17 protein-coding genes, 2 tRNA genes, 1 rRNA gene and 1 riboswitch are annotated in these 18852 nt (G+C 42.6%); of the genes, 18 read left to right on the top strand and 2 right to left on the bottom strand.

Annotation, left to right across the window (positions count from 1 at the left end; all coding sequences use genetic code 11):
- Window positions 1–66 precede the first annotated feature (66 nt).
- The 9 genes from G630_RS21200 (at window position 67) to G630_RS0107855 (ending at window position 10650) form a co-directional block, all read left to right on the top strand.
- Window positions 67–1449 (top strand): glycosyltransferase, encoded by a 1383-nt coding sequence (locus G630_RS21200; protein ID WP_081667839.1) that lies wholly within the window; start codon window positions 67–69, stop codon window positions 1447–1449.
- A gap of 21 nt (window positions 1450–1470) precedes the next feature.
- On the top strand, window positions 1471–2457 hold the full coding sequence (locus G630_RS0107890) for a glycosyltransferase family 2 protein (RefSeq protein ID WP_044958983.1): 987 nt from the start codon (window positions 1471–1473) through the stop codon (window positions 2455–2457).
- Between the two features lie 63 nt (window positions 2458–2520).
- On the top strand, window positions 2521–3924 hold the full coding sequence (locus G630_RS0107885) for an undecaprenyl-phosphate glucose phosphotransferase (RefSeq protein WP_022763157.1): 1404 nt from the start codon (window positions 2521–2523) through the stop codon (window positions 3922–3924).
- 79 nt (window positions 3925–4003) lie between these two features.
- Window positions 4004–5095 carry an LCP family protein gene (locus G630_RS21195; protein ID WP_044958981.1) on the top strand — a complete coding sequence of 364 codons (1092 nt, stop codon included), beginning with the start codon at window positions 4004–4006 and terminating at the stop codon, window positions 5093–5095.
- A gap of 68 nt (window positions 5096–5163) precedes the next feature.
- Window positions 5164–6093 carry a glycosyltransferase family 2 protein gene (locus G630_RS0107875; protein WP_022763158.1) on the top strand — a complete coding sequence of 310 codons (930 nt, stop codon included), beginning with the start codon at window positions 5164–5166 and terminating at the stop codon, window positions 6091–6093.
- 25 nt (window positions 6094–6118) lie between these two features.
- Entirely contained in the window at window positions 6119–6754 is a 636-nt protein-coding gene (locus G630_RS0107870; protein ID WP_022763159.1) for a GTP pyrophosphokinase, read from the top strand.
- Window positions 6755–7089: 335 nt separating this feature from the next.
- Window positions 7090–7665 carry a hypothetical protein gene (locus G630_RS0107865; protein ID WP_022763160.1) on the top strand — a complete coding sequence of 192 codons (576 nt, stop codon included), beginning with the start codon at window positions 7090–7092 and terminating at the stop codon, window positions 7663–7665.
- A 3-nt stretch (window positions 7666–7668) separates the two neighbouring features.
- Window positions 7669–9246 carry a M23 family metallopeptidase gene (locus G630_RS0107860; RefSeq protein WP_026498263.1) on the top strand — a complete coding sequence of 526 codons (1578 nt, stop codon included), beginning with the start codon at window positions 7669–7671 and terminating at the stop codon, window positions 9244–9246.
- A gap of 111 nt (window positions 9247–9357) precedes the next feature.
- Window positions 9358–10650: a UDP-N-acetylglucosamine 1-carboxyvinyltransferase gene (locus G630_RS0107855; protein ID WP_026498262.1), complete on the top strand. Its 1293-nt coding sequence runs from the start codon at window positions 9358–9360 to the stop codon at window positions 10648–10650.
- A 54-nt stretch (window positions 10651–10704) separates the two neighbouring features.
- Here G630_RS0107855 and G630_RS0107850 read toward each other — a convergent pair whose 3' ends face one another.
- Both G630_RS0107850 and G630_RS0107845 read right to left on the bottom strand, forming a co-directional pair.
- On the bottom strand, window positions 10705–11781 hold the full coding sequence (locus tag G630_RS0107850) for an HD-GYP domain-containing protein (RefSeq protein ID WP_026498261.1): 1077 nt from the start codon (window positions 11779–11781) through the stop codon (window positions 10705–10707).
- A 137-nt stretch (window positions 11782–11918) separates the two neighbouring features.
- The gene (locus G630_RS0107845) at window positions 11919–12686 is read right to left on the bottom strand and encodes an ECF transporter S component (protein WP_026498260.1); all 768 of its coding nucleotides are present in this window, start codon (window positions 12684–12686) and stop codon (window positions 11919–11921) included.
- Window positions 12687–12762: 76 nt separating this feature from the next.
- A riboswitch (FMN riboswitch) is annotated at window positions 12763–12892 on the bottom strand.
- 94 nt (window positions 12893–12986) lie between these two features.
- Here G630_RS0107845 and tsaE point away from each other — a divergent pair.
- The 9 genes from tsaE to G630_RS0107800 form a co-directional block, all read left to right on the top strand.
- On the top strand, window positions 12987–13427 hold the full coding sequence (gene tsaE / locus G630_RS0107840) for a tRNA (adenosine(37)-N6)-threonylcarbamoyltransferase complex ATPase subunit type 1 TsaE (protein WP_022763165.1): 441 nt from the start codon (window positions 12987–12989) through the stop codon (window positions 13425–13427).
- A gap of 3 nt (window positions 13428–13430) precedes the next feature.
- A complete protein-coding gene (locus G630_RS24160; protein WP_026498259.1) occupies window positions 13431–14675 on the top strand; it encodes a bifunctional tRNA (adenosine(37)-N6)-threonylcarbamoyltransferase complex dimerization subunit type 1 TsaB/ribosomal protein alanine acetyltransferase RimI in 1245 nt (414 codons plus the stop codon).
- A complete protein-coding gene (locus G630_RS0107830; RefSeq protein WP_026498258.1) occupies window positions 14668–15597 on the top strand; it encodes a ribonuclease Z in 930 nt (309 codons plus the stop codon). The genes G630_RS24160 and G630_RS0107830 overlap by 8 nt, the downstream gene beginning before the upstream one ends.
- 27 nt (window positions 15598–15624) lie before the next feature.
- The gene (locus G630_RS0107825; protein WP_022763168.1) at window positions 15625–16215 is read left to right on the top strand and encodes a DUF6715 family protein; all 591 of its coding nucleotides are present in this window, start codon (window positions 15625–15627) and stop codon (window positions 16213–16215) included.
- 63 nt (window positions 16216–16278) lie between these two features.
- Window positions 16279–17364: a tRNA (adenosine(37)-N6)-threonylcarbamoyltransferase complex transferase subunit TsaD gene (tsaD, locus tag G630_RS0107820; protein WP_044959009.1), complete on the top strand. Its 1086-nt coding sequence runs from the start codon at window positions 16279–16281 to the stop codon at window positions 17362–17364.
- A 33-nt stretch (window positions 17365–17397) separates the two neighbouring features.
- Window positions 17398–18114: a 2-C-methyl-D-erythritol 4-phosphate cytidylyltransferase gene (ispD, locus tag G630_RS0107815; RefSeq protein WP_022763170.1), complete on the top strand. Its 717-nt coding sequence runs from the start codon at window positions 17398–17400 to the stop codon at window positions 18112–18114.
- Window positions 18115–18283: 169 nt separating this feature from the next.
- A tRNA-Ser gene (locus G630_RS0107810) sits at window positions 18284–18369 on the top strand.
- A 38-nt stretch (window positions 18370–18407) separates the two neighbouring features.
- Window positions 18408–18496 (top strand) — tRNA-Ser (locus G630_RS0107805).
- A 191-nt stretch (window positions 18497–18687) separates the two neighbouring features.
- Window positions 18688–18852: ribosomal RNA gene (locus tag G630_RS0107800) — 16S ribosomal RNA — on the top strand; the annotation flags it as partial.

The raw sequence follows: 18852 nt of genomic DNA, 5'->3' as shown, positions 1-18852 counted from the left end.
AAACTTGTTAAAAAGGGCTGTCAGTTTGCCTGACAGCCCTATTCTTATCAAATACTTTAGCTTAGCATGATCAATAATATTAGAAAGACAATATCATATGCGAGAAGAAACGGCGTAGGAAGTGCGGTTGTCGCTGCCATGGAGAGACTCCGTAATCAGAGGGATGAGAATTACTCATATAAAGAGCCCACTGAGGAGGAACTTGAGAAACAGAGGAAGTGGTATCGTGCTTTATTAAATAATGCCGAAAAATCAAGAATGCTTCCCTTAATAAGTATTCTTGTGCCCTGTTACAATACTGACAGAGGATTTTTTAAGGAAATGATAGAGTCTGTCAAGAATCAGACCTACGGAAAGTGGGAGCTTATTCTTGCAGAGGCTCCGGTGGTCTCAAAGGGTAAAGCTATTTATCCTTTAACCGATATAATCGAGAGTTACTCCGGAGTAGATGGCAGAATAAGGCATATCTGCCTTAAATCCAACGCCGGAATATCTGAAAATTCAAATGCTGCTCTTGATGCGTCAAGAGGAGATTATATGGCACTGCTTGATCACGATGATGTCCTTACAAAGGATGCTCTTTGTGAGGTTGCGATAGCTGCGATAAAGAATTATCCGAGACTTATCTATTCTGATGAGGATAAGTGTAATGCTGACGGGACCAGGTTTTTTGACTATCACAGGAAAAAGAAATTTAATCCCGATCTTTTTATGTCAAATAATTACATCTGTCATTTTACTACAATAAGATCCGATGTAATTCACACCTGCAGATTCAGAGGAGAATATGACGGTGCTCAGGACTATGATCTGTTCCTCAGAGCAGTAGGAAGAATCATGTGGAGCTCTGATTATGAAAAGCAGATAGTTCATATTCCCAAAGTGCTTTATCATTGGAGAAGCCATGACGGTTCTACTTCAGGTAATCCGCAGAGTAAGATGTACGCCTATGAGGCCGGTGCCAGGGCCTTAAGAGACTTTCTGAGGGCCAGCGGAATTAAGGCAACAGTATCGCATCTTAAGCATGTTGGGTTTTATCGTGTCAGTTACGATGACATTCTTGAAGCCAGAAAGGATATCGGAGTAATTGGCGGAAGAATCACGGATAAAAACGGAACTCTTATCGGCGGCAATTACCGCGCAGACGGAAAAGTAAGATATAAGGATCTTCCGAGAGGCTTCAGCGGAGGGCTGCAGCATCTGGCAGTTCTTGAGCAGGATACGGATGCAGTAGATATCAGATGTATGAGGATAAGAAGTGATCTGCTTGATCTTTATAAGCAGATATTCGGAATTCCCTATGATATGACCCTGGAAGGGAAGGCTATAGATGTTACCTCGCTGGGTACTGAAGAGGAACTGAGGGACAAATGTATTCGTTTCGGACAGGCTGTAAGGCAGCTTGGATATAAAGTGCTTTGGGATCCGAATTACGAGACAACAATCTGATCGTTATAAGAGGAATGAATTTTGGCAGATAATAAAGTGACAATAGTTATACCCAATTATAATGGTGCCAGGTTTCTTGATGCCTGCCTTAGAAGTCTGAAAAAGCAGACAATGACAGCACCGGTAATAGTTGTGGACAATGGCTCTACCGATGAAGGTATTAAAACGCTGAGAAAATCTATGGAAAAACACAGCGGCTGTTATCCGGATGTAACTATTCATGAGCTATCTGAAAACACAGGTTTTGCGAATGCGGTAAATGTCGGAATAGAACTTTCCGAAACGGAATATGTTCTGCTGCTTAACAATGATACTGTAGCAGAAGAGAGAATGACCGAAAGGCTGCTTTCAGCTATCAGTAAAAACGATAAGGTTTTCTCTGTAGGTGCAAAGATGTTGCAGATGAAAGAGCCGCATAACATTGACGACAGCGGGGATCTGTACTGTGCCCTTGGCTGGGCATTTTCACCCGGAAGGGATAAGGACGGCAGCAGCTATGCAAAAAGGGCTGCTGTGACTTCAGCCTGTGCTGGAGCTGCCATCTACAGAAAATCGATTTTTTCAGAGATAGGAGGCTTTGACGAAGAGCATTTCTGCTATCTTGAGGATGTGGATGTCGGTTACAGAGCCAGAATATACGGCTATAAGAATCTTTATGAGCCTACTGCCGTAGTGTATCACGCCGGCAGTGGAACAAGCGGATCAAGATATAACGAATTCAAGGAAGAACTTACAGCCGCTAATAACCTTTATATGATATACAAGAATATGCCTGCACTGCAGATTCTGATAAATCTGCCGCTTTTACTTGCGGGCATAATCGTAAAACAGATATATTTTTCAAAAAAAGGTCTCGGAAAGGCTTATTTTCTGGGACTTCTGGGAGGATTAAAAAAGATTTCCAAGGAAAAAAACAGAAAGGTCTTGTTTAAAAAGAAGAACCTGCTTAATTATGTTGTTTTGGAGCTGGAACTTCTTATTAACGTTGTCCGTAGATTTGTGGGTTAAAATGTAGTAAAATTTCAAAGACTTTTTGTTTTTCACTATGAAATGTTATAAAATATTGTAGATATGATAAAAGACAACCAGAAAAATCTGAACATGCTGCACGTCGTTGGGGACGGCATTATTGTAGCCTGTTCCTATATGCTGGCTTTCTATTTGAAATTCGAATCACCGATTTCGAAGCCGGAGGGAGGCTACCTTTCAATGGGGACATACTTTACTGCCCTCTATTTTTTGGTGCCTGCATATATGGTTCTGTACAATATGGTGAACCTGTATATGCCCCGCCGTGCGACAAGGATAAGGCATGAACTATATAATATCTTAAAGGCCAATTTGATTGGTTTTATAGGATTTATCGTTGTACTGTACATGATAAATCAACCGGATTTCTCGAGAACTATGATCGCGATGTTCTCGGTTATCAATGTGTTTCTGATGAGTATTTCCAGGGTGCTTTTGAGAAGGATCCTTAAATATTTCAGACGAAAGGGTTATAACCTTAAACACATATTGCTTGTAGGATATTCCAGAACCGCTGAAGGTTACATCAGCAGAATAAATAATAATCCGCAGTGGGGATATGTTGTTTCGGGAATACTTGATGATGTAGTTCCGCTTGGAACTACCTATCACGGAGTAAAGGTAATAGCTAAGATCAGCAAACTTACGGATTATATTCGTGAAAACGAGTACGACGAAATAACAATTACGCTTCCGCTGGACAGATATGACAGACTTGAGGATCTTGTTGATATTTGTGAAAAGTCAGGAATACATACAAAGTTTATTCCGGATTACACCAGTCTTTTCCCAAGTAATCCATATACAGAAGATATCCTTGGACTTCCTGTTATCAATATAAGATATGTACCTCTTACCAATGGATTTAATGTTTTTGTTAAGAGAGTTACCGATATTATTGGGGCTCTTTTCGGCATGATTATTTTTTCTCCGGTTATGCTGGCAGCTGCTATAGCTGTTAAGCTTTCAAGCCCGGGGCCGATAATTTTCAAACAGGAGAGAGTGGGGCTTCACGGTCAGAAATTTATGATGTATAAATTCAGAACCATGGAGATGCAGTCTGAGAAATCCGAAAAGAAGGCCTGGACAACAAAGGATGATCCAAGGGTTACACCTATCGGAAGATTTTTGAGATCGCACAGTATCGATGAGCTTCCGCAGTTATTTAATATTCTGATTGGCGATATGTCGCTGATAGGACCAAGACCGGAACGCCCGCAGTTTGTTGAGAAGTTCAGACAGGACATCCCCCGCTATATGGTTAAGCATCAGGTGCGCCCCGGACTTACCGGATGGGCACAGATTAATGGCTACAGAGGCGACACTTCTATTAGAAAGCGAATCGAGTACGATATTTATTATATTGAAAACTGGACTATGGAATTTGATGTCAGAATTCTGATAGGAACGATCTTTCATGGGTTTATCAATAAGAATGCCTATTGATGACCTTTTGCTTGTATAATTTATGTTTTTATGGCAAAATAGGACATTGGAAAACATAAATTATAAGGAGATTTTTGATATGTCGAATCGCAGGAGTGGAAACTCAGGCAGAAGAGGCAGAAAGAAGAACACAAAGCGGGCACTTATTATTTTTGGTGTTGAGATTGTTGTTCTGCTTATACTTCTTTTTATTGTATGGACTTTATTTGGCAAAATGAAGGTTGACAAGGTTGGTAAAGTAAACCTTGATGATGAAGTAATTGCTGAGAGTGTTAATACCGGAGTTGAAGAGAATGAGCAGATGACCGGATATACTAATCTGGCACTCTTCGGTGTAGATTCACGTGAAGGTGATCTTGATAAGAACACCAGAAGTGATACCATCATTATCGCTTCAATTAACAATGAGAATGGTGAGATCAGACTGGCATCGGTTTATCGTGATACATATCTTAACCTGAGTAATGATACTTACAACAAGTGTAATGTTGCATATGCGAAGGGCGGTCCCCAGCAGGCAATTTCCATGTTGAACATGAATCTTGATATGGATATTACTGATTTTGTTACTATTGGTTTTGGCGGACTTACTGATGTTATTGATGAGCTTGGCGGAGTTGATATTGTTATTGAAGAGAACGAGATTACTCACCTCAATAACTACCAGTCCACAATGGCAGAGGAGCTGGGCCTTAAATATACACCCGTTACACAGACAGGAATGCAGACTCTTAACGGACTTCAGGCTACAGCATATTGCCGTATCAGATATACTGCCGGAGATGACTTCAGAAGAGCTGAGAGACAGCGAACTGTCCTTATGGCTATTTTGACCAAGGCTAAGACCATCAGTCTTCCCGAGCTGGAGAATGTAGCCAGCAAGATATTCGGAGAGACCTATACTTCTCTGGATCTTCAGGATATTATTAAACTTTTGGGTAATATCACCAACTACAATGTAGTATCAAGTGATGGATTCCCGACCTCAAGCATGAGAGCAACAGGCACAATTGGTAAAAAGGGAAGTTGCGTAGTCCCTGAAGACCTTGCTTCAAATGTAAAGTGGCTTCATGAATTTTTATTCGATGATACTGAATATGAAGTATCACCGAGCGTACAAGAGTATAGTCAGAAAATCGCTGCTGATACAGATGAGTATATCGACAGATAAACGACTTAAGAAACGTGGCCCCGGTATCAGCCGGGGCTTAATTTTTCTTTGTGATAAAAAGGGTACAGATGCAGACAGTAGATGTAATTATTCCAACCTATAAACCGGGAGCAGAGCTTTCGATGCTTATTGATGAGCTTGAAAAGCAGGCGTACAGACCGGAAAAGATCATCATTGTAAATACAGAGAAGCATTATCTGGTTGAAAGAAAAGATGCGATGGACACAATAAATAAATACGATAATATTGTGGTACATCATATTTCAAAAAAAGAATTCGACCATGGTGAAACGAGGAATCTTGGAGTCAGTATGTCTAATGCCGATCTCTTTTTGATGATTACTCAGGATGCTGTGCCAAGAGATCTTTCGCTTATATCCAATCTGGTCAAGGCTCTCGAAGATCCGCAGGTTGCTGCGGCATATGCAAGACAGTATCCCAAGTCTGATTGCAATCTCGCTGAGCGGTATTCCAGAAAGTTTAATTATCCAACCGTTGCTATGAAGAAGACTATCAAGGATCTGCCTAAGCTGGGCATCAAGACATTTTTCTGCTCTAATGTATGTGCAATGTACAGAAGAGATGTTTTCGATAAGGTGGGCGGCTTTTTACACAAAGCAATTTTCAATGAGGATATGGTATACGCCGGTAATGCTATGTATCAGGGATATGCAATATGCTATGTGCCTGAAGCGGGAGTGATACATTCACACAATTATTCCTGCGCGCAGCAGTTCCATCGGAATTTTGACCTCGGAGTGTCACAGACGGATCATCCTGAAATATTCGCAGGTATAAAATCGGAGTCTGAAGGAAAAAGGATGGTGAGGGACACCATCAGACATTTCGAGCACATCGGAAAGTTTTATCTTGTGCCGCATTATGTGATAATGTGCGGGTTCAGATTTGTGGGCTACAGGATGGGAAGAAGATATAAGAGACTGCCCAAGGGCCTTGTAAGAGCCTGCTCGTTAAATAAGGCTTATTGGGATAAGTAATCGAAATGTTTTAGGGGGAATTATTATGGGATCCAGATTATCTGACGGAGATATAAAAAGCTGGGAGGAGGTCAGCCTTCTGTATAACTCTGCGCTTAAGCAGATAAATACCAAAATTGAGATATTAAATGATGAGTTTCAGGAAGTTCACAGATATAATCCTATAGAGCATATTAAATCCAGAATAAAGACGCCGGAAAGTATAGTGAAGAAATTGAAGCGTCACGGCTACGAGTCAACTCTGGAAAATATGATGAAATATATTAACGATATAGCCGGAATCAGGATTATCTGCTCATTTACTTCTGATATTTACAGAATTGCTGATATGATCAGTAATCAGAAAGATATCAAGGTTCTTACGATAAAAGATTATATAATGAATCCTAAAACCAGCGGATATCGTAGTTATCACATGATTGTAGCAGTTCCTGTGTATCTTTCGGATCATACTGCTGAGGTTAAGGTAGAGGTTCAGATAAGAACTGTTGCTATGGACTTTTGGGCAAGTCTTGAGCATAAGATACAATACAAGTTCGAAACTAAGGCACCGGCCAATATTAAAGCGCAGCTTTTTGAATGTGCCAGAATGGTGGCGGAGCTGGATGACAGGATGCTGTCACTCAACGAGGAGATTCAGGCTATTACTCCCCCGAAGTGATCGGTCATGCCTGCATGATCAGGAAAATAATAATAAGCCCATTAATGAGGAGTGCCCAGGCACCTCTCGGCACCCGGGCTATTATGAAAAAATTTATCTATCTATCGGAGCTTCTATCAGAGCTTCGTAATGAACCTTGTTCCCTTGGTTCTGTATAATTATAACAATGATTTATGAACAAAATATTAATAAAGTTTAAACTTGGGGTGAATATCTACAAAAGATCGGACATAATAAAACTATTATTGTGCGAAATGCATAAATGATGTAACCTATTATTTAGCCGCTTAGTCGGAGGACATTTTAAAAGAGTTTGTTCAAATTTGGGAGGAGCCATGGACAACATGATGGGAAGAGTTGATGGGAAGATCAGTGCACAGGAAATGATTAAAGCCAATACAGCTGCTGAAGCTGCACACAGGGAGCAGATCGAGAGCCAGAATAAGCAGTATGAAGAAGAGATAGCCGTTCTTCGTCAAAATGCTAAAAAACTTGAAGACAGACTGAATAATATAGAAGATGTTCTTGATGATTTGAAAAACGGCAAAATTGAAGCGGATAGAATGTCCAAAGAGCTTGGCAGTGCCGTAAAAGAGCTTAATGAAAGTCTTGCTGACAGATTTGACAAGAGTGATGAGGCAACGCATGATGTTGGCGTCAGAATATACAGGAATGTTCAGGCTTCAGTGGCAGATGAACAGAAAAAGCAGCTTGATGAAATACGTGAAGATTTAAAGAAACAGATGGAATCAATAAGAAGTGAGTTTACAGTGCTCGTAAGACAGCTTGATTCCATGCAAAGAGCTAACAGAGCAAAGAATAGAGGGCTTATGCCTCTTGTTGTTGTAACATTATTGGCTGTTATAGCTGATCTTGCATTATTAATCTTAAGAATTGTAGGTTTGGTTTAAAGAATGAAGTTTTCAGGTCACAAGAAAATACGTATAGGCATGCTTAAGGGCGAGATTCTTGCGATTGCTGTCTGGATTATTTTGATATTACCTATTTTTTCTCCTATCAAAAATACAGGTGATAACATTTTCACAGTATTTCTTAACGGAGTTGAGGTCGGAACTCTTGGATCAAAGCAGGCAGCAGAAAAGTGCCTTCGTGAGGCGAGAAGACAACTCTCATCGGGTAGTGATGAACTTATCCTGACGGACGCAGAGCTTAGTCTGAAAGGAAGCGAAGTGCTGCTTGGCAAGGTGGATTCAAGGAAATCTGTAAGAAACAAAATGGTGGAGGTTCTTGATAAGAGCAGATTATCCACTCTTGAGCGTTCGTATACAGTAAAAATAAATCAGTATTCAGTCAATCTGGCCAGCAAAGATGATGTATTTACGCTTCTTTCAAAGGCACTTGGCAAATATGATACCGAGGGAAAATATAAGGTGGATCTTGTTACGGATCCATCCAGAGAAGTGAATGTGCTTACTTCACAGATAGTATCGGTTGAGGAGGCACAAAAAGAGGAAGAGGAGACAAGACTCCCGGAGGCAGGTATAGACCTTGCAATTTCCGATGTGTTCAGAAAGATTAAGCCTTTAATAGAAGAAAAGAGCTTTGAGGATTATCAGCTTGGCCTTATGTCCATAGATTTCGGAGATAAGGTTGAAGTGGTTGAGAGTTATTTGCCGTCCTCAGAGATAAAAGATATTAACACAGCAATAGATGAGGTAACAAAGGATCAGGAGACAAACCAGATTTACGAGATAAAGACCGGCGATACGCTGGGAACTATCGCTGAGGATTTTGGACTGCCTCTTGATGATCTTATTGCGATGAATGAGACAATTGATAATGAGAATTCCACTATCAGAGCCGGGGATGAGATTATAGTAACCGTTCCCGAGCCGGAGCTTTCAGTTGTATATACTACACAGCAATATTATGAGGAAGACTACGAAGCTGATGTAATCTACAGGGATAATGATTCCTGGTATACGACAAGAACTGAGGTGGTTCAGGAGCCTTCGGCAGGTCACCGCAAGGTGGTAGCAAAGATATCTTATGTTAATAATTCCGAGACGGGACGTGATATTCAGAAGGAAGAGGTTACCTACGAGGCGGTTCCCAAGATTGTTGAGCGCGGAACTATTGTGCCTCCTACATATATTAAACCTATCTCGGGTGGAAGACAGTCATCCGGATTCGGAAGAAGAAATGCTCCGACCAAGGGTGCCAGCACCTTCCATAAGGGTGTAGACTGGGCTACTCCTGTGGGAACAGCGGTAATGGCTTCAAATGCCGGCGTTGTAACCAGAGCAGGATGGGGCAGAGGCTATGGATATGTTATTTATATAAGCCATTCTGATGGCAGAGAGACCAGATACGGACACTTGTCCAAGATTCTTGTTAAGCCCGGACAGAGTGTTTCTCAGGGTCAGAAGATTGCGCTTAGTGGTAATACAGGTGTAAGTACCGGAGCACATCTCCACTTTGAAATTCTTATAAACGGAGCGCAGGTGAACCCGCTTAATTACTTGAACTGACGAACCTGATTTTACAAATTTGCTATTTTGTGGTATAACATAAGCCGTTAATAAATTATGGGGAGAAGTTTATCAACTTGGTGATTCACAAAGGCGTGAATGAATAAGATTATGGAAAAATATGTAATTAAAGGTGGTACACCACTTGTAGGAGAGGTTGAAATCGGCGGTGCCAAGAATGCAGCGCTTCCGATTCTGGCAGCCGCTTCTATGACTGATGAGACCGTATATATTGATAATATGCCTGACGAAGCGGATACTAACATAATGCTTCAGGCACTGGAGAGCATCGGTGTCATGGTTAACAGAACCGGCCGCCATTCAGTGACTATTAATGCTGCTAACGTCAACACATACAAGATTGAAAACGAGTTTATTAAAAAGATCAGAGCATCCTACTATATGCTCGGAGCCTTTTTGGGAAAGTATAAGGACGCACAGGTCGTAATACCCGGCGGATGCAATATCGGGCTCAGACCTATCGACCAGCATATCAAGGGATTCAATGCCCTTGGTGCCAATGTATCCATTGATCATGGACTTATAAGTGCCCATGCGGACAGACTTGTTGCCAATCACGTTTATCTCGATATTGCCAGCGTTGGAGCTACCATCAATATTATGATGGCTGCTTCGATGGCTGAAGGTAAGACTATTATCGAGAATGCAGCCAAGGAACCTCATGTCGTTGACCTTGCCAACTTCCTGAACAGTATGGGAGCCGATATCAAGGGTGCAGGTACAGATATTATTCGTGTCAGAGGTGTGGAGAAGCTCCATGGCACAGAATATACCATTATTCCCGATCAGATAGAGGCGGGAACATTTATGATGGCAGCGGCTGCAACTAAAGGCGATATAACCATTAAAAATGTAATCCCCAAGCACTTGGAGTCTATCAGCGCAAAACTTATTGAGATGGGATGTCAGGTGCTTGAATCTGACGATGCTGTAAGAGTTGTAGCAACAAAGCGTATGAAGAATGCTCATGTTAAGACTCTGCCTTATCCGGGATATCCCACGGACATGCAGCCACAGATAACCGTGGTGCTCGGTCTTGCAAGTGGTATCAGTCTTGTTACGGAGTCGCTTTTTGAGAACAGATTCAAATATGTGGATGAGCTCACCAGAATGGGAGCTAATATCAAGGTAGAAGGCAGTACAGCCATCATAGAGGGTGTTGATCAGTATACGGGCGCAGAAGTAGCGGCTCCTGATCTTCGAGCTGGTGCAGCTCTTGTAATTGCCGGACTTACCGCCGATGGATTTACCACTGTTGAGGATATAAGATATATAGAGCGTGGCTATGAAGACTTTGATGAAAAGTTAAGAGAGCTTGGTGCTCAGATACAGAAGGTAGATACTGAAAGAGAACTTCAGAAGTTCAAATTAAAATTTGCATAATAAAACCACCATATGAATTTTCGAGAGAGTTCATATGGTGGTTTTTTATCGATACTATAATATTTCTTCGATGTATAGCTCGGGATGCATCGTCAGATCAAGATATTCTTCATCAATTTTGATAGTCGGTCTTGATAGGTGATCTCTGTTTATAAAGATTATCTCGCCTTCACGGCCGTCATTTAAACGTACCCTGTTAAGAAGATAGGTGTTAACTATATTCTGCAGGAAGGTCATAATGGCATTTGTATCATATTTCTGCAGACCTTCAGATTCAAACATTTCGATTGCGATGAAAGGACACAGAGGATCTCTGTAAACTCTGGCCGATGTCATCGCATCATATACATCAGCTATTGATACACATTTTGCAAAGAAATCAATCTGAGGACCCTTGAGATGAGCGGGATAACCGGTTCCGTCGCAGCGCTCGTGGTGCATGAGGGCTGCATTTTTTACATGGTCGCTAAGATTGAGGTCAGTTAAAATAACATAACCCTGGGCCGGATGCGTCTGCACTACGGTATACTCAGCTGTAGTAAGATCTGCGGGCTTGGTAATGATTTCGTTGGGAATAAGGAGCTTACCAATATCATGAAGTAGTCCTGCTTCAGTGAGAATCAGAATATCGTCATCGCTCATCTTAAGCCATTGCCCCAGGATATTGCATATCATAGCAACACTAATGCAGTGAACATAAGTGGCATCATCATAAGATCGCAGGCTATGCAGCATATCAAAAAGATTAGAGGAACTGTTTCCCTTGTGGACGAGATCATATATGGGCGATATCATGGAGTCCACATCAAAGTGCTCTTTATCGTTTATGAGGACTTCAATACCGGCTTTAAATTTGGACGCACAGTTCTCAAAATCTCTCTTGAACTCCTTGAATTCTGCAGTCTGACGAAGCCTCGAGGCATAGGATTCCTTGTGGTCATTAGCCGGCATAAGGTTTTCCGGAGGATCCTCCACCAGAACGTTCAAAATAGAATAGAAGGACAGCTTTGTTATAGCCTGATTATCCAAAACAGTTCCCTTGGGCAATACAAGCTGGTTGTTATCATGTGCGTATACGTTGTCCGACAAAACCATGCCGGGAACTAGTTTTTTAGTAATCAACCGTTTCATCAAGAAAGCGCCTCATTGACATTTTTTAGTGAACAAAGATACAAATTAATCTTATGGTTCACTCGGCTAAAAGTCAATAAAGGCGCTATTTTCATGCTATAAAAAAATGATAAACAATATATAAAAATATATTCTATTTAGATTTCCGATTCAGCAGCACGCTTTTCGGATGCTGTAAGAGAAGCGTTTTTGATCACAGGGCTGAGCTTCTTGTATACAAGAAGAGTGATCCCACTGATTACGGAACCCTTTAAGAGATTGATGGGAGCTACAGCAAAAAGGATGAAGGTAAACATATTGTTTATTGCGGGATTGATTGCTGTCCCCATTCCGATAAGAGCATCCAATGGCATTCCGTAAAGCTTTGCAAAAGCAGGAAGCAGATAGAATGCGTTGAGTGAGCTTCCGACGAGAGTGATGATCATGGTTGCTGTAAGGCAGGAGATCATGGCAATCTGACGGTTCTTCTTGAAAATATAAATGATGGAAGCGGGAAGTACATAGCTGCATCCAACGATAAAGTTTGCAAGCTCTCCGATGAAAGCTGTCTGAGTTCCGTTAAGAATAAGATTAAGAAGGATCTTAATAAACTCAATCATAACTCCGGTCATGGGACCAAATGCAAATCCGCCGATTACTGCGGGTAAATCTGAAAGATCAAGCTTGTAAAAGCTCGGTGCGAATGGCATCGGAATCTCAAAAAGCATAAGAACAGCAGATATTGCTGAGAATATGCCGATTATAACCATTTTTCTTGTGGTCATCCCCGGATTTGCGTCCCCGTTTTTCTTTGCAACGTAGGTCTCTGCAATTCTGGCAGCGACAAACATAGTCACAATCAGCAGTATAAAGACTGCTACAATCATCGTGTTTTCCATTACGGAAGTAAATAAGTTGTTGTTCATGGTGTTTTTCCTCCTGATTTTATCGGGGAGGATAATGACTAGATAATGTGCGATTTGATGTTTTGAAAATAAAAAACGCCATCTTCTATCATCCAGACTATACTGTCGGTTTTGGAATTTCACCAAATCGGCCGCCGTAGCGGTTCGCGGACTTCTGAAAATCAGTCACCGCCGGTAGGGAATTACACCCTGCCCCGAAGATTATTTTTATCAAGAATCATTATATAACAGCTAAAACTGTCGTCAATACCTTTTTTGCTGTGACTTGCTTTTTTTGTGACGCTGGAATATTCTGATTATATGAGTACAATTTTAGAAACATATTCCGCGGAGGAGACCTTCGCATTCGGAAAGCGTATAGGAGAGACCGCTGAACCCGGATCAGTTTATACCCTGATCGGGGATCTTGGCGTGGGTAAAACCGTATTAACACAGGGAGTTGCGGCCGGTTTAGGAATAGAGGGACCGGTTAACAGTCCTACTTTCACAATCCTTCAGGTGTATGACGAGGGAAGAATTCCCTTTTACCATTTTGATGTTTACAGAATCGGTGACGTCAGTGAGATGGATGAAATAGGCTACGAGGACTACTTTTACGGACAGGGACTATGCTTTATAGAATGGGCCAATCTTATAGAAGAAATACTTCCGGAAAAATATATGGAAATCCGCATAGAGAAAGACCTTAAGAAAGGAACGGACTATCGCCGCATAACGCTGGATACGATAGATAACAGATAAAAGATGAAAATATTGGCACTGGATACATCGGGACTCGTTTGCACGGTTGCCGTTACAGAGGACGACAGACTGCTGTCTGAGTTTTCTATTCAGCACAAAATCACGCATTCCGAACTTTTACTCCCGATGATGGAACAGATAAAAAACAGAATATCACTGGATTTTAATACGATAGATGCAGTTGCGGTTTCGGCAGGACCAGGATCTTTTACGGGACTTCGAATCGGATGTGCTACCGCAAAAGGCCTGTGCCTAGCGATGAATAAGCCAATGGTTGCAGTACCTACGCTGGATGCGATGGCGTATCAGTTTTATGGCAGTGAATATGTGATCTGCCCCATGATGGATGCAAGGCGTAACCAGGTATATACCGGAGTTTATACATTTGTTCCGGAAAAAGAAAACGAGAAACATCGGGAAATCTTTTTCTCTATGAAGACGATAAAAGCTCAGTCAGCAATGTCGATAAATGATATTGCCGAGGAGCTCAATAATATAGGAAAAACAGTTATACTTCTCGGCGACGGAATCCCGGTATACAGAGATAAGCTTGAGGAGCTGCTCAAGGTAAATTACATTCTGGCACCTGCCCATATGAACAGGCAGAGGGCGTCCGCTTTGGCTGCGCTTGCTACAATATACTTAAGAGAAGGGAAGACGGTGGATGCCGACAGTTTTTCACCCGAGTATTTGAGAGCATCACAGGCGGAGCGTGAGGCTGCGGAGAAAGCAGCAGGAAAAAAAGAGACCAAGGCCGATTCCGAAAAAAACGGCAGAAAATCCGGGATAACCAGCCCTATTTATATAAGAGATCTAAAAGCTGAGGATATTACAGCTGCTGCTGAAATTGAAAAGGCTTGCCTCGGTGCGGAGGCCTGGACCGAAAAACAACTTCTTGAAGCTGCTACCCGCGATGATACGGTTTACCTTGTCGCTGAAGTATCAGGAGAGGTGGCTGGCCTTTGCGGAGTTCGCAACATTTCCGGCGAGGGTGAAGTAACCAATGTATCGGTTTCCGAGAGCAGCAGAGGAAAGGGAATAGCTTTTGAAATGCTGTCCAAGCTCCTCCTTCGCGGAAAAGCGATTGGCTGCGAGAGCTTTACATTGGAAGTACGCGGCGAAAACAAGGCGGCGAGAGGACTCTATGAAAAACTGGGATTTGTTAATGAAGGAACAAGGCCCGGCTTTTACGAGAGCCCTAAGGATGATGCAATAATTTATTGGAAGAGAAATAATACGAATGATTGATGTATGTCTACTTGGAACAGGCGGAATGATGCCGCTGCCCAACAGATACCTTACTGCACTTATGGTGCGATATAACGGAAAATGTATATTGATAGATTGTGGCGAGGGCACGCAGATAGCTTTGAAAAAAAGCGGCTGGAGCCCAAAGCCGATTGATATGATCTGCTTTACTCATTATCATGCGGATCACATATCGGGACTTCCCGGGATGCTTCTGACCATGGGAAATGCAGAGAGAACAGAGCCCCTTCTCATGGTAGGGCCCAAAGGACTTGAGCGAGTGGTTAAGGCTTTAAGAACAATCGCTCCGGAACTCCCTTTTCCTATAGAATATCACGAGATTACCGATATAAATGATGAACTGACACTTCCGGGGATGCCGGAATTTAAGATTAAAGCCTTTAAAGTTAATCACAATATCACCTGCTACGGATACTCCATGGAGCTTGAACGGATCGGACGATTCAATGTTGAAGCGGCCAGGGCTAATGATATTCCGCAGAAATATTGGAATCCGCTCCAGAAGGGTGAGATTATTCAGGCTGAGGATGGCCGGACCTTTACGCCTGATATGGTGCTCGGAGAAGCGAGAAAAGGAATACATCTGACCTATGTTACGGATTCAAGACCTACACCGGGCATAGTGGAAAAAGCGATGAATTCCGATCTTTTCATATGCGAGGGCATGTACGGAGAGCCCGATAAGCTGCAAAAGGCCAAGGAAAACAGGCATATGACCATGTACGAAGCGGCTGAACTTGCAAAAAAAGCGCAGGTTAAGGAAATGTGGCTTACACATTACAGCCCTTCACTGGTTAACCCCAAGGAATACCTTCCGAAGGCGAAGGAGATTTTTTCAAAAACGGTTGCGGCAAAGGATGGCAGAACTACTACGCTACGGTTTGAAGAAGACAACGAATAGATTTCTGCTTTTTTATGAGGAGGCACTATGGACGAGTCTACTAAAAACGGCATTATTAAAGCAATTGTTATAATGGTTCTCGCTGCTCTGATAGTGGTATCTGTTTTTGTGATATTGACCAGAAACAGAAAAGGAACTAATACCACGACTGAAGAACTGGAACTCACCGAGGTTCAAAAGATCACTACTATAGATTTATCCAAGAGCTACCCGAAGACTCCGCCGACAGTAGTGGATCTCTATGCACACACCATGAAGGTTCTGTACAAAGAGAGCTATACGGATGAGGAGTTTGAGAAAATGGCCTCGGTTCTTTCGGGAATCTTTGACTCTGAATTTTTGCAGGCTCAGCAGAGCTGGCCTTCGGGGCTAAAGAGCGAAGTAGAACAGAAAAAGAAGGATGATTGTTCTATTCCCAAATATGAGGTCCTTACTTCAGACCTTCAGGAGAAGAGAGATAACGGCGAAGAAATTGCCAATGTCGTAGCCAAGTTTCACATTAGAACCGGCACACACACAACACCATACAATTATTTATTTGTCCTGCGCAAGGATTCAAACGGACTTTGGAAAATCATGGGCTGGACAGTATCAGAAGCGACGGACACGGAACAGTAAATTATGGATAATATGAATTCTGAAAAGATCATGCGCCGTACCGAAGAGGACGGCGTAATCTTTATGTCAATTAAAAATGAAGATGAGAAGGCTGCGGGGTCAACAGGCAAGGATATCACTATTCTTGCCATTGAGAGCAGCTGCGACGAAACGGCAGCGGCTGTTGTGAGAAACGGCAGAGAGGTTCTGTCCAATATTATATCTTCGCAGATTGCGTTACATACCGTTTACGGCGGCGTGGTTCCTGAGATTGCCTCAAGGAAGCATGTCGAGAAAATAAACGGATGTGTTAAAGCTGCCTTAAGTGAGGCAAAGCTTACACTGGAAGATATAGATGTTATCGCGGTGACATACGGCCCCGGGCTTGTAGGTGCACTTCTTGTGGGAGTATCCGAAGCCAAGGCTCTCAGCTTTGTGACAGGAAAACCGCTTGTCGGAGTACATCATATAGAAGGACACATCTGCGCGAATTATATAGAAGATAAGACCTTGGAGCCGCCTTTCATGTGCCTTGTGGCATCCGGAGGTCACTCGCATCTTGTCTATGTGAAGGATTATGGCGAGTATGATATCATCGGTCAGACAAGGGATGATGCTGCTGGAGAAGCCTTTGATAAAGTTGCCAGGGCGATAGGACTCGGATACCCCGGAGGCCCGAAGGTTGACGCTGCGGCGAGGGAAGGAAATCCAGATGCCATTGCATTCCCCAGGGCAAAGACCACAGAAAAATCCTATGATTTCAGCTTCAGCGGACTTAAGTCTGCAGTTTTGAATTACCTTAATCAGGCAGAGATGAAGGGAGAAGAGGTCAACAGAAACGATGTCGCCGCATCTTTTCAGAAGGCAGTTGTTGACGTCCTCACGGAGCATACCATGGAAGCTGCGGCAGAATATGGATGCAAAAAGATTGCAATTGCCGGAGGCGTTGCTTCAAATACTTCCCTCAGAAAGAGACTTGAGGAAGAATGTGAAAAGCGCGGGTATTCTTTCTATAGGCCATCACCGACTCTGTGTACCGATAATGCAGCTATGATAGGCTCGGCTGGTTACTACGAGTACCTCAAAGGTGTAAGGAGCGGCATGGATCTCAATGCCGTACCCAATCTTCCGCTTGGAAACAGGGAAAGAAGATATCACGGAAGATCATGAAGTGAAGAATAGTTTATGCGGTGGGAATATATTATGAAAATAACAGCGATAGTCCTTGCTGCGGGAAGCGGCAGCAGAATGAAAAGCGATGTAAGAAAGCAGTACATGGAAATAAAGGGAAAACCCTTGCTTTTGTATGCTCTTGAAGCATTTGAAAAAAGCTTTATAGACGATATTATCCTGGTGCTCCCCGAAGCGGATATAGAGCACATAAAGGAAGAGATAATCGAGCCGGCAGGATTTTCCAAGATAAGAGCCGTGGTAGCGGGCGGAAGCACGAGATACCACAGTGTAAGACTTGGACTTGAAGCGGCCTCTGAAGATACAGAGGCTGTTTTTATTCATGACGGGGCAAGACCTTTTATCGACGATGACATCCTTGAAAGAGCGATGAACGCAGTAAAGGAGTACGGAGCCTGCGTTGTAGGTATGCCTGTAAAGGATACGATTAAGCTTGCAGATGAGAACGGCTTTGCAAAAACTACTGTGGACAGGGACAAAACCTGGATGATCCAGACACCTCAGGTCTTTCTGTATCCCGAAATCCTTGAACTATATGAGGAACTTGCAAGGCGCGAAGAGGAACTCATTCAAAAGGGAATAAATATCACCGATGATGCTATGGTTATGGAGACCCTTGGAAACCGGAAGGTCAAACTTGTTGAAGGGTCGTATGATAATATCAAAATTACAACTCCCGGAGATATTGCTCTCGCAGAATCCATAATAGAAATGAAAAATCAGAGCTGAAAACACTGTGCCGAGAGTGCTCAAAGCCGCATGCTTTCTGGGTTTTTGAAAAAAGATCAAAATTTATAAAAAAATAATCAAATTCGTATTGACAACCCCTACCCATATGGATATAATAAATTTCGCGCTGTTGCGATAAGGCTTGTAAACAGCGAGATAAATAATAAATGGAGCGATATCGAAGCGGTCATAACGAGGCGGTCTTGAAAACCGTTTGGCGGCAACGCCACGAGGGTTCGAATCCCTCTCGCTCCGTTCAAAATTGAAGAGTGAACATATAAGTCAACACTTTTGCAGAAGTACTCAAGAGGTTGAAGAGACACCCCTGGAAAGGGTGCAGGTCGTTAACAGCGGCGCGAGGGTTCAAATCCCTCCTTCTGCGTTCCTCATCAGCAACATCGATGAGATGCACTTTGACAATAAAATAGTAATGCAACCCTGAAAATTCCAAAAAGAATATTCAGAGAACAAAACAACCTAACTTAGGTAAAAACGGACAGAACAAAGCCAAGCAATGTTCTGGCCAGAGAGAACTTGATTGCTGAGACCCGTAGGGGTTTAAGTAATAGATTTAAACGTGAGAGTTCGATCCTGGCTCAGGATGAACGCTGGCGGCGTGCCTAACACATGCAAGTCGAACGGAGATTTGACGCTGCAGAGACTTCGGTCAAAGCTTGTTAAATCTTAGTGGCGGACGGGTGAGTAACGCGTGGGCAACCTGCCTCGTACTGGGGGATA

Source organism: Butyrivibrio sp. WCD2001 (assembly GCF_000424485.1).
Taxonomy (GTDB): domain Bacteria; phylum Bacillota; class Clostridia; order Lachnospirales; family Lachnospiraceae; genus Butyrivibrio.
This window is presented reverse-complemented; position numbering and strand designations above follow the sequence as displayed.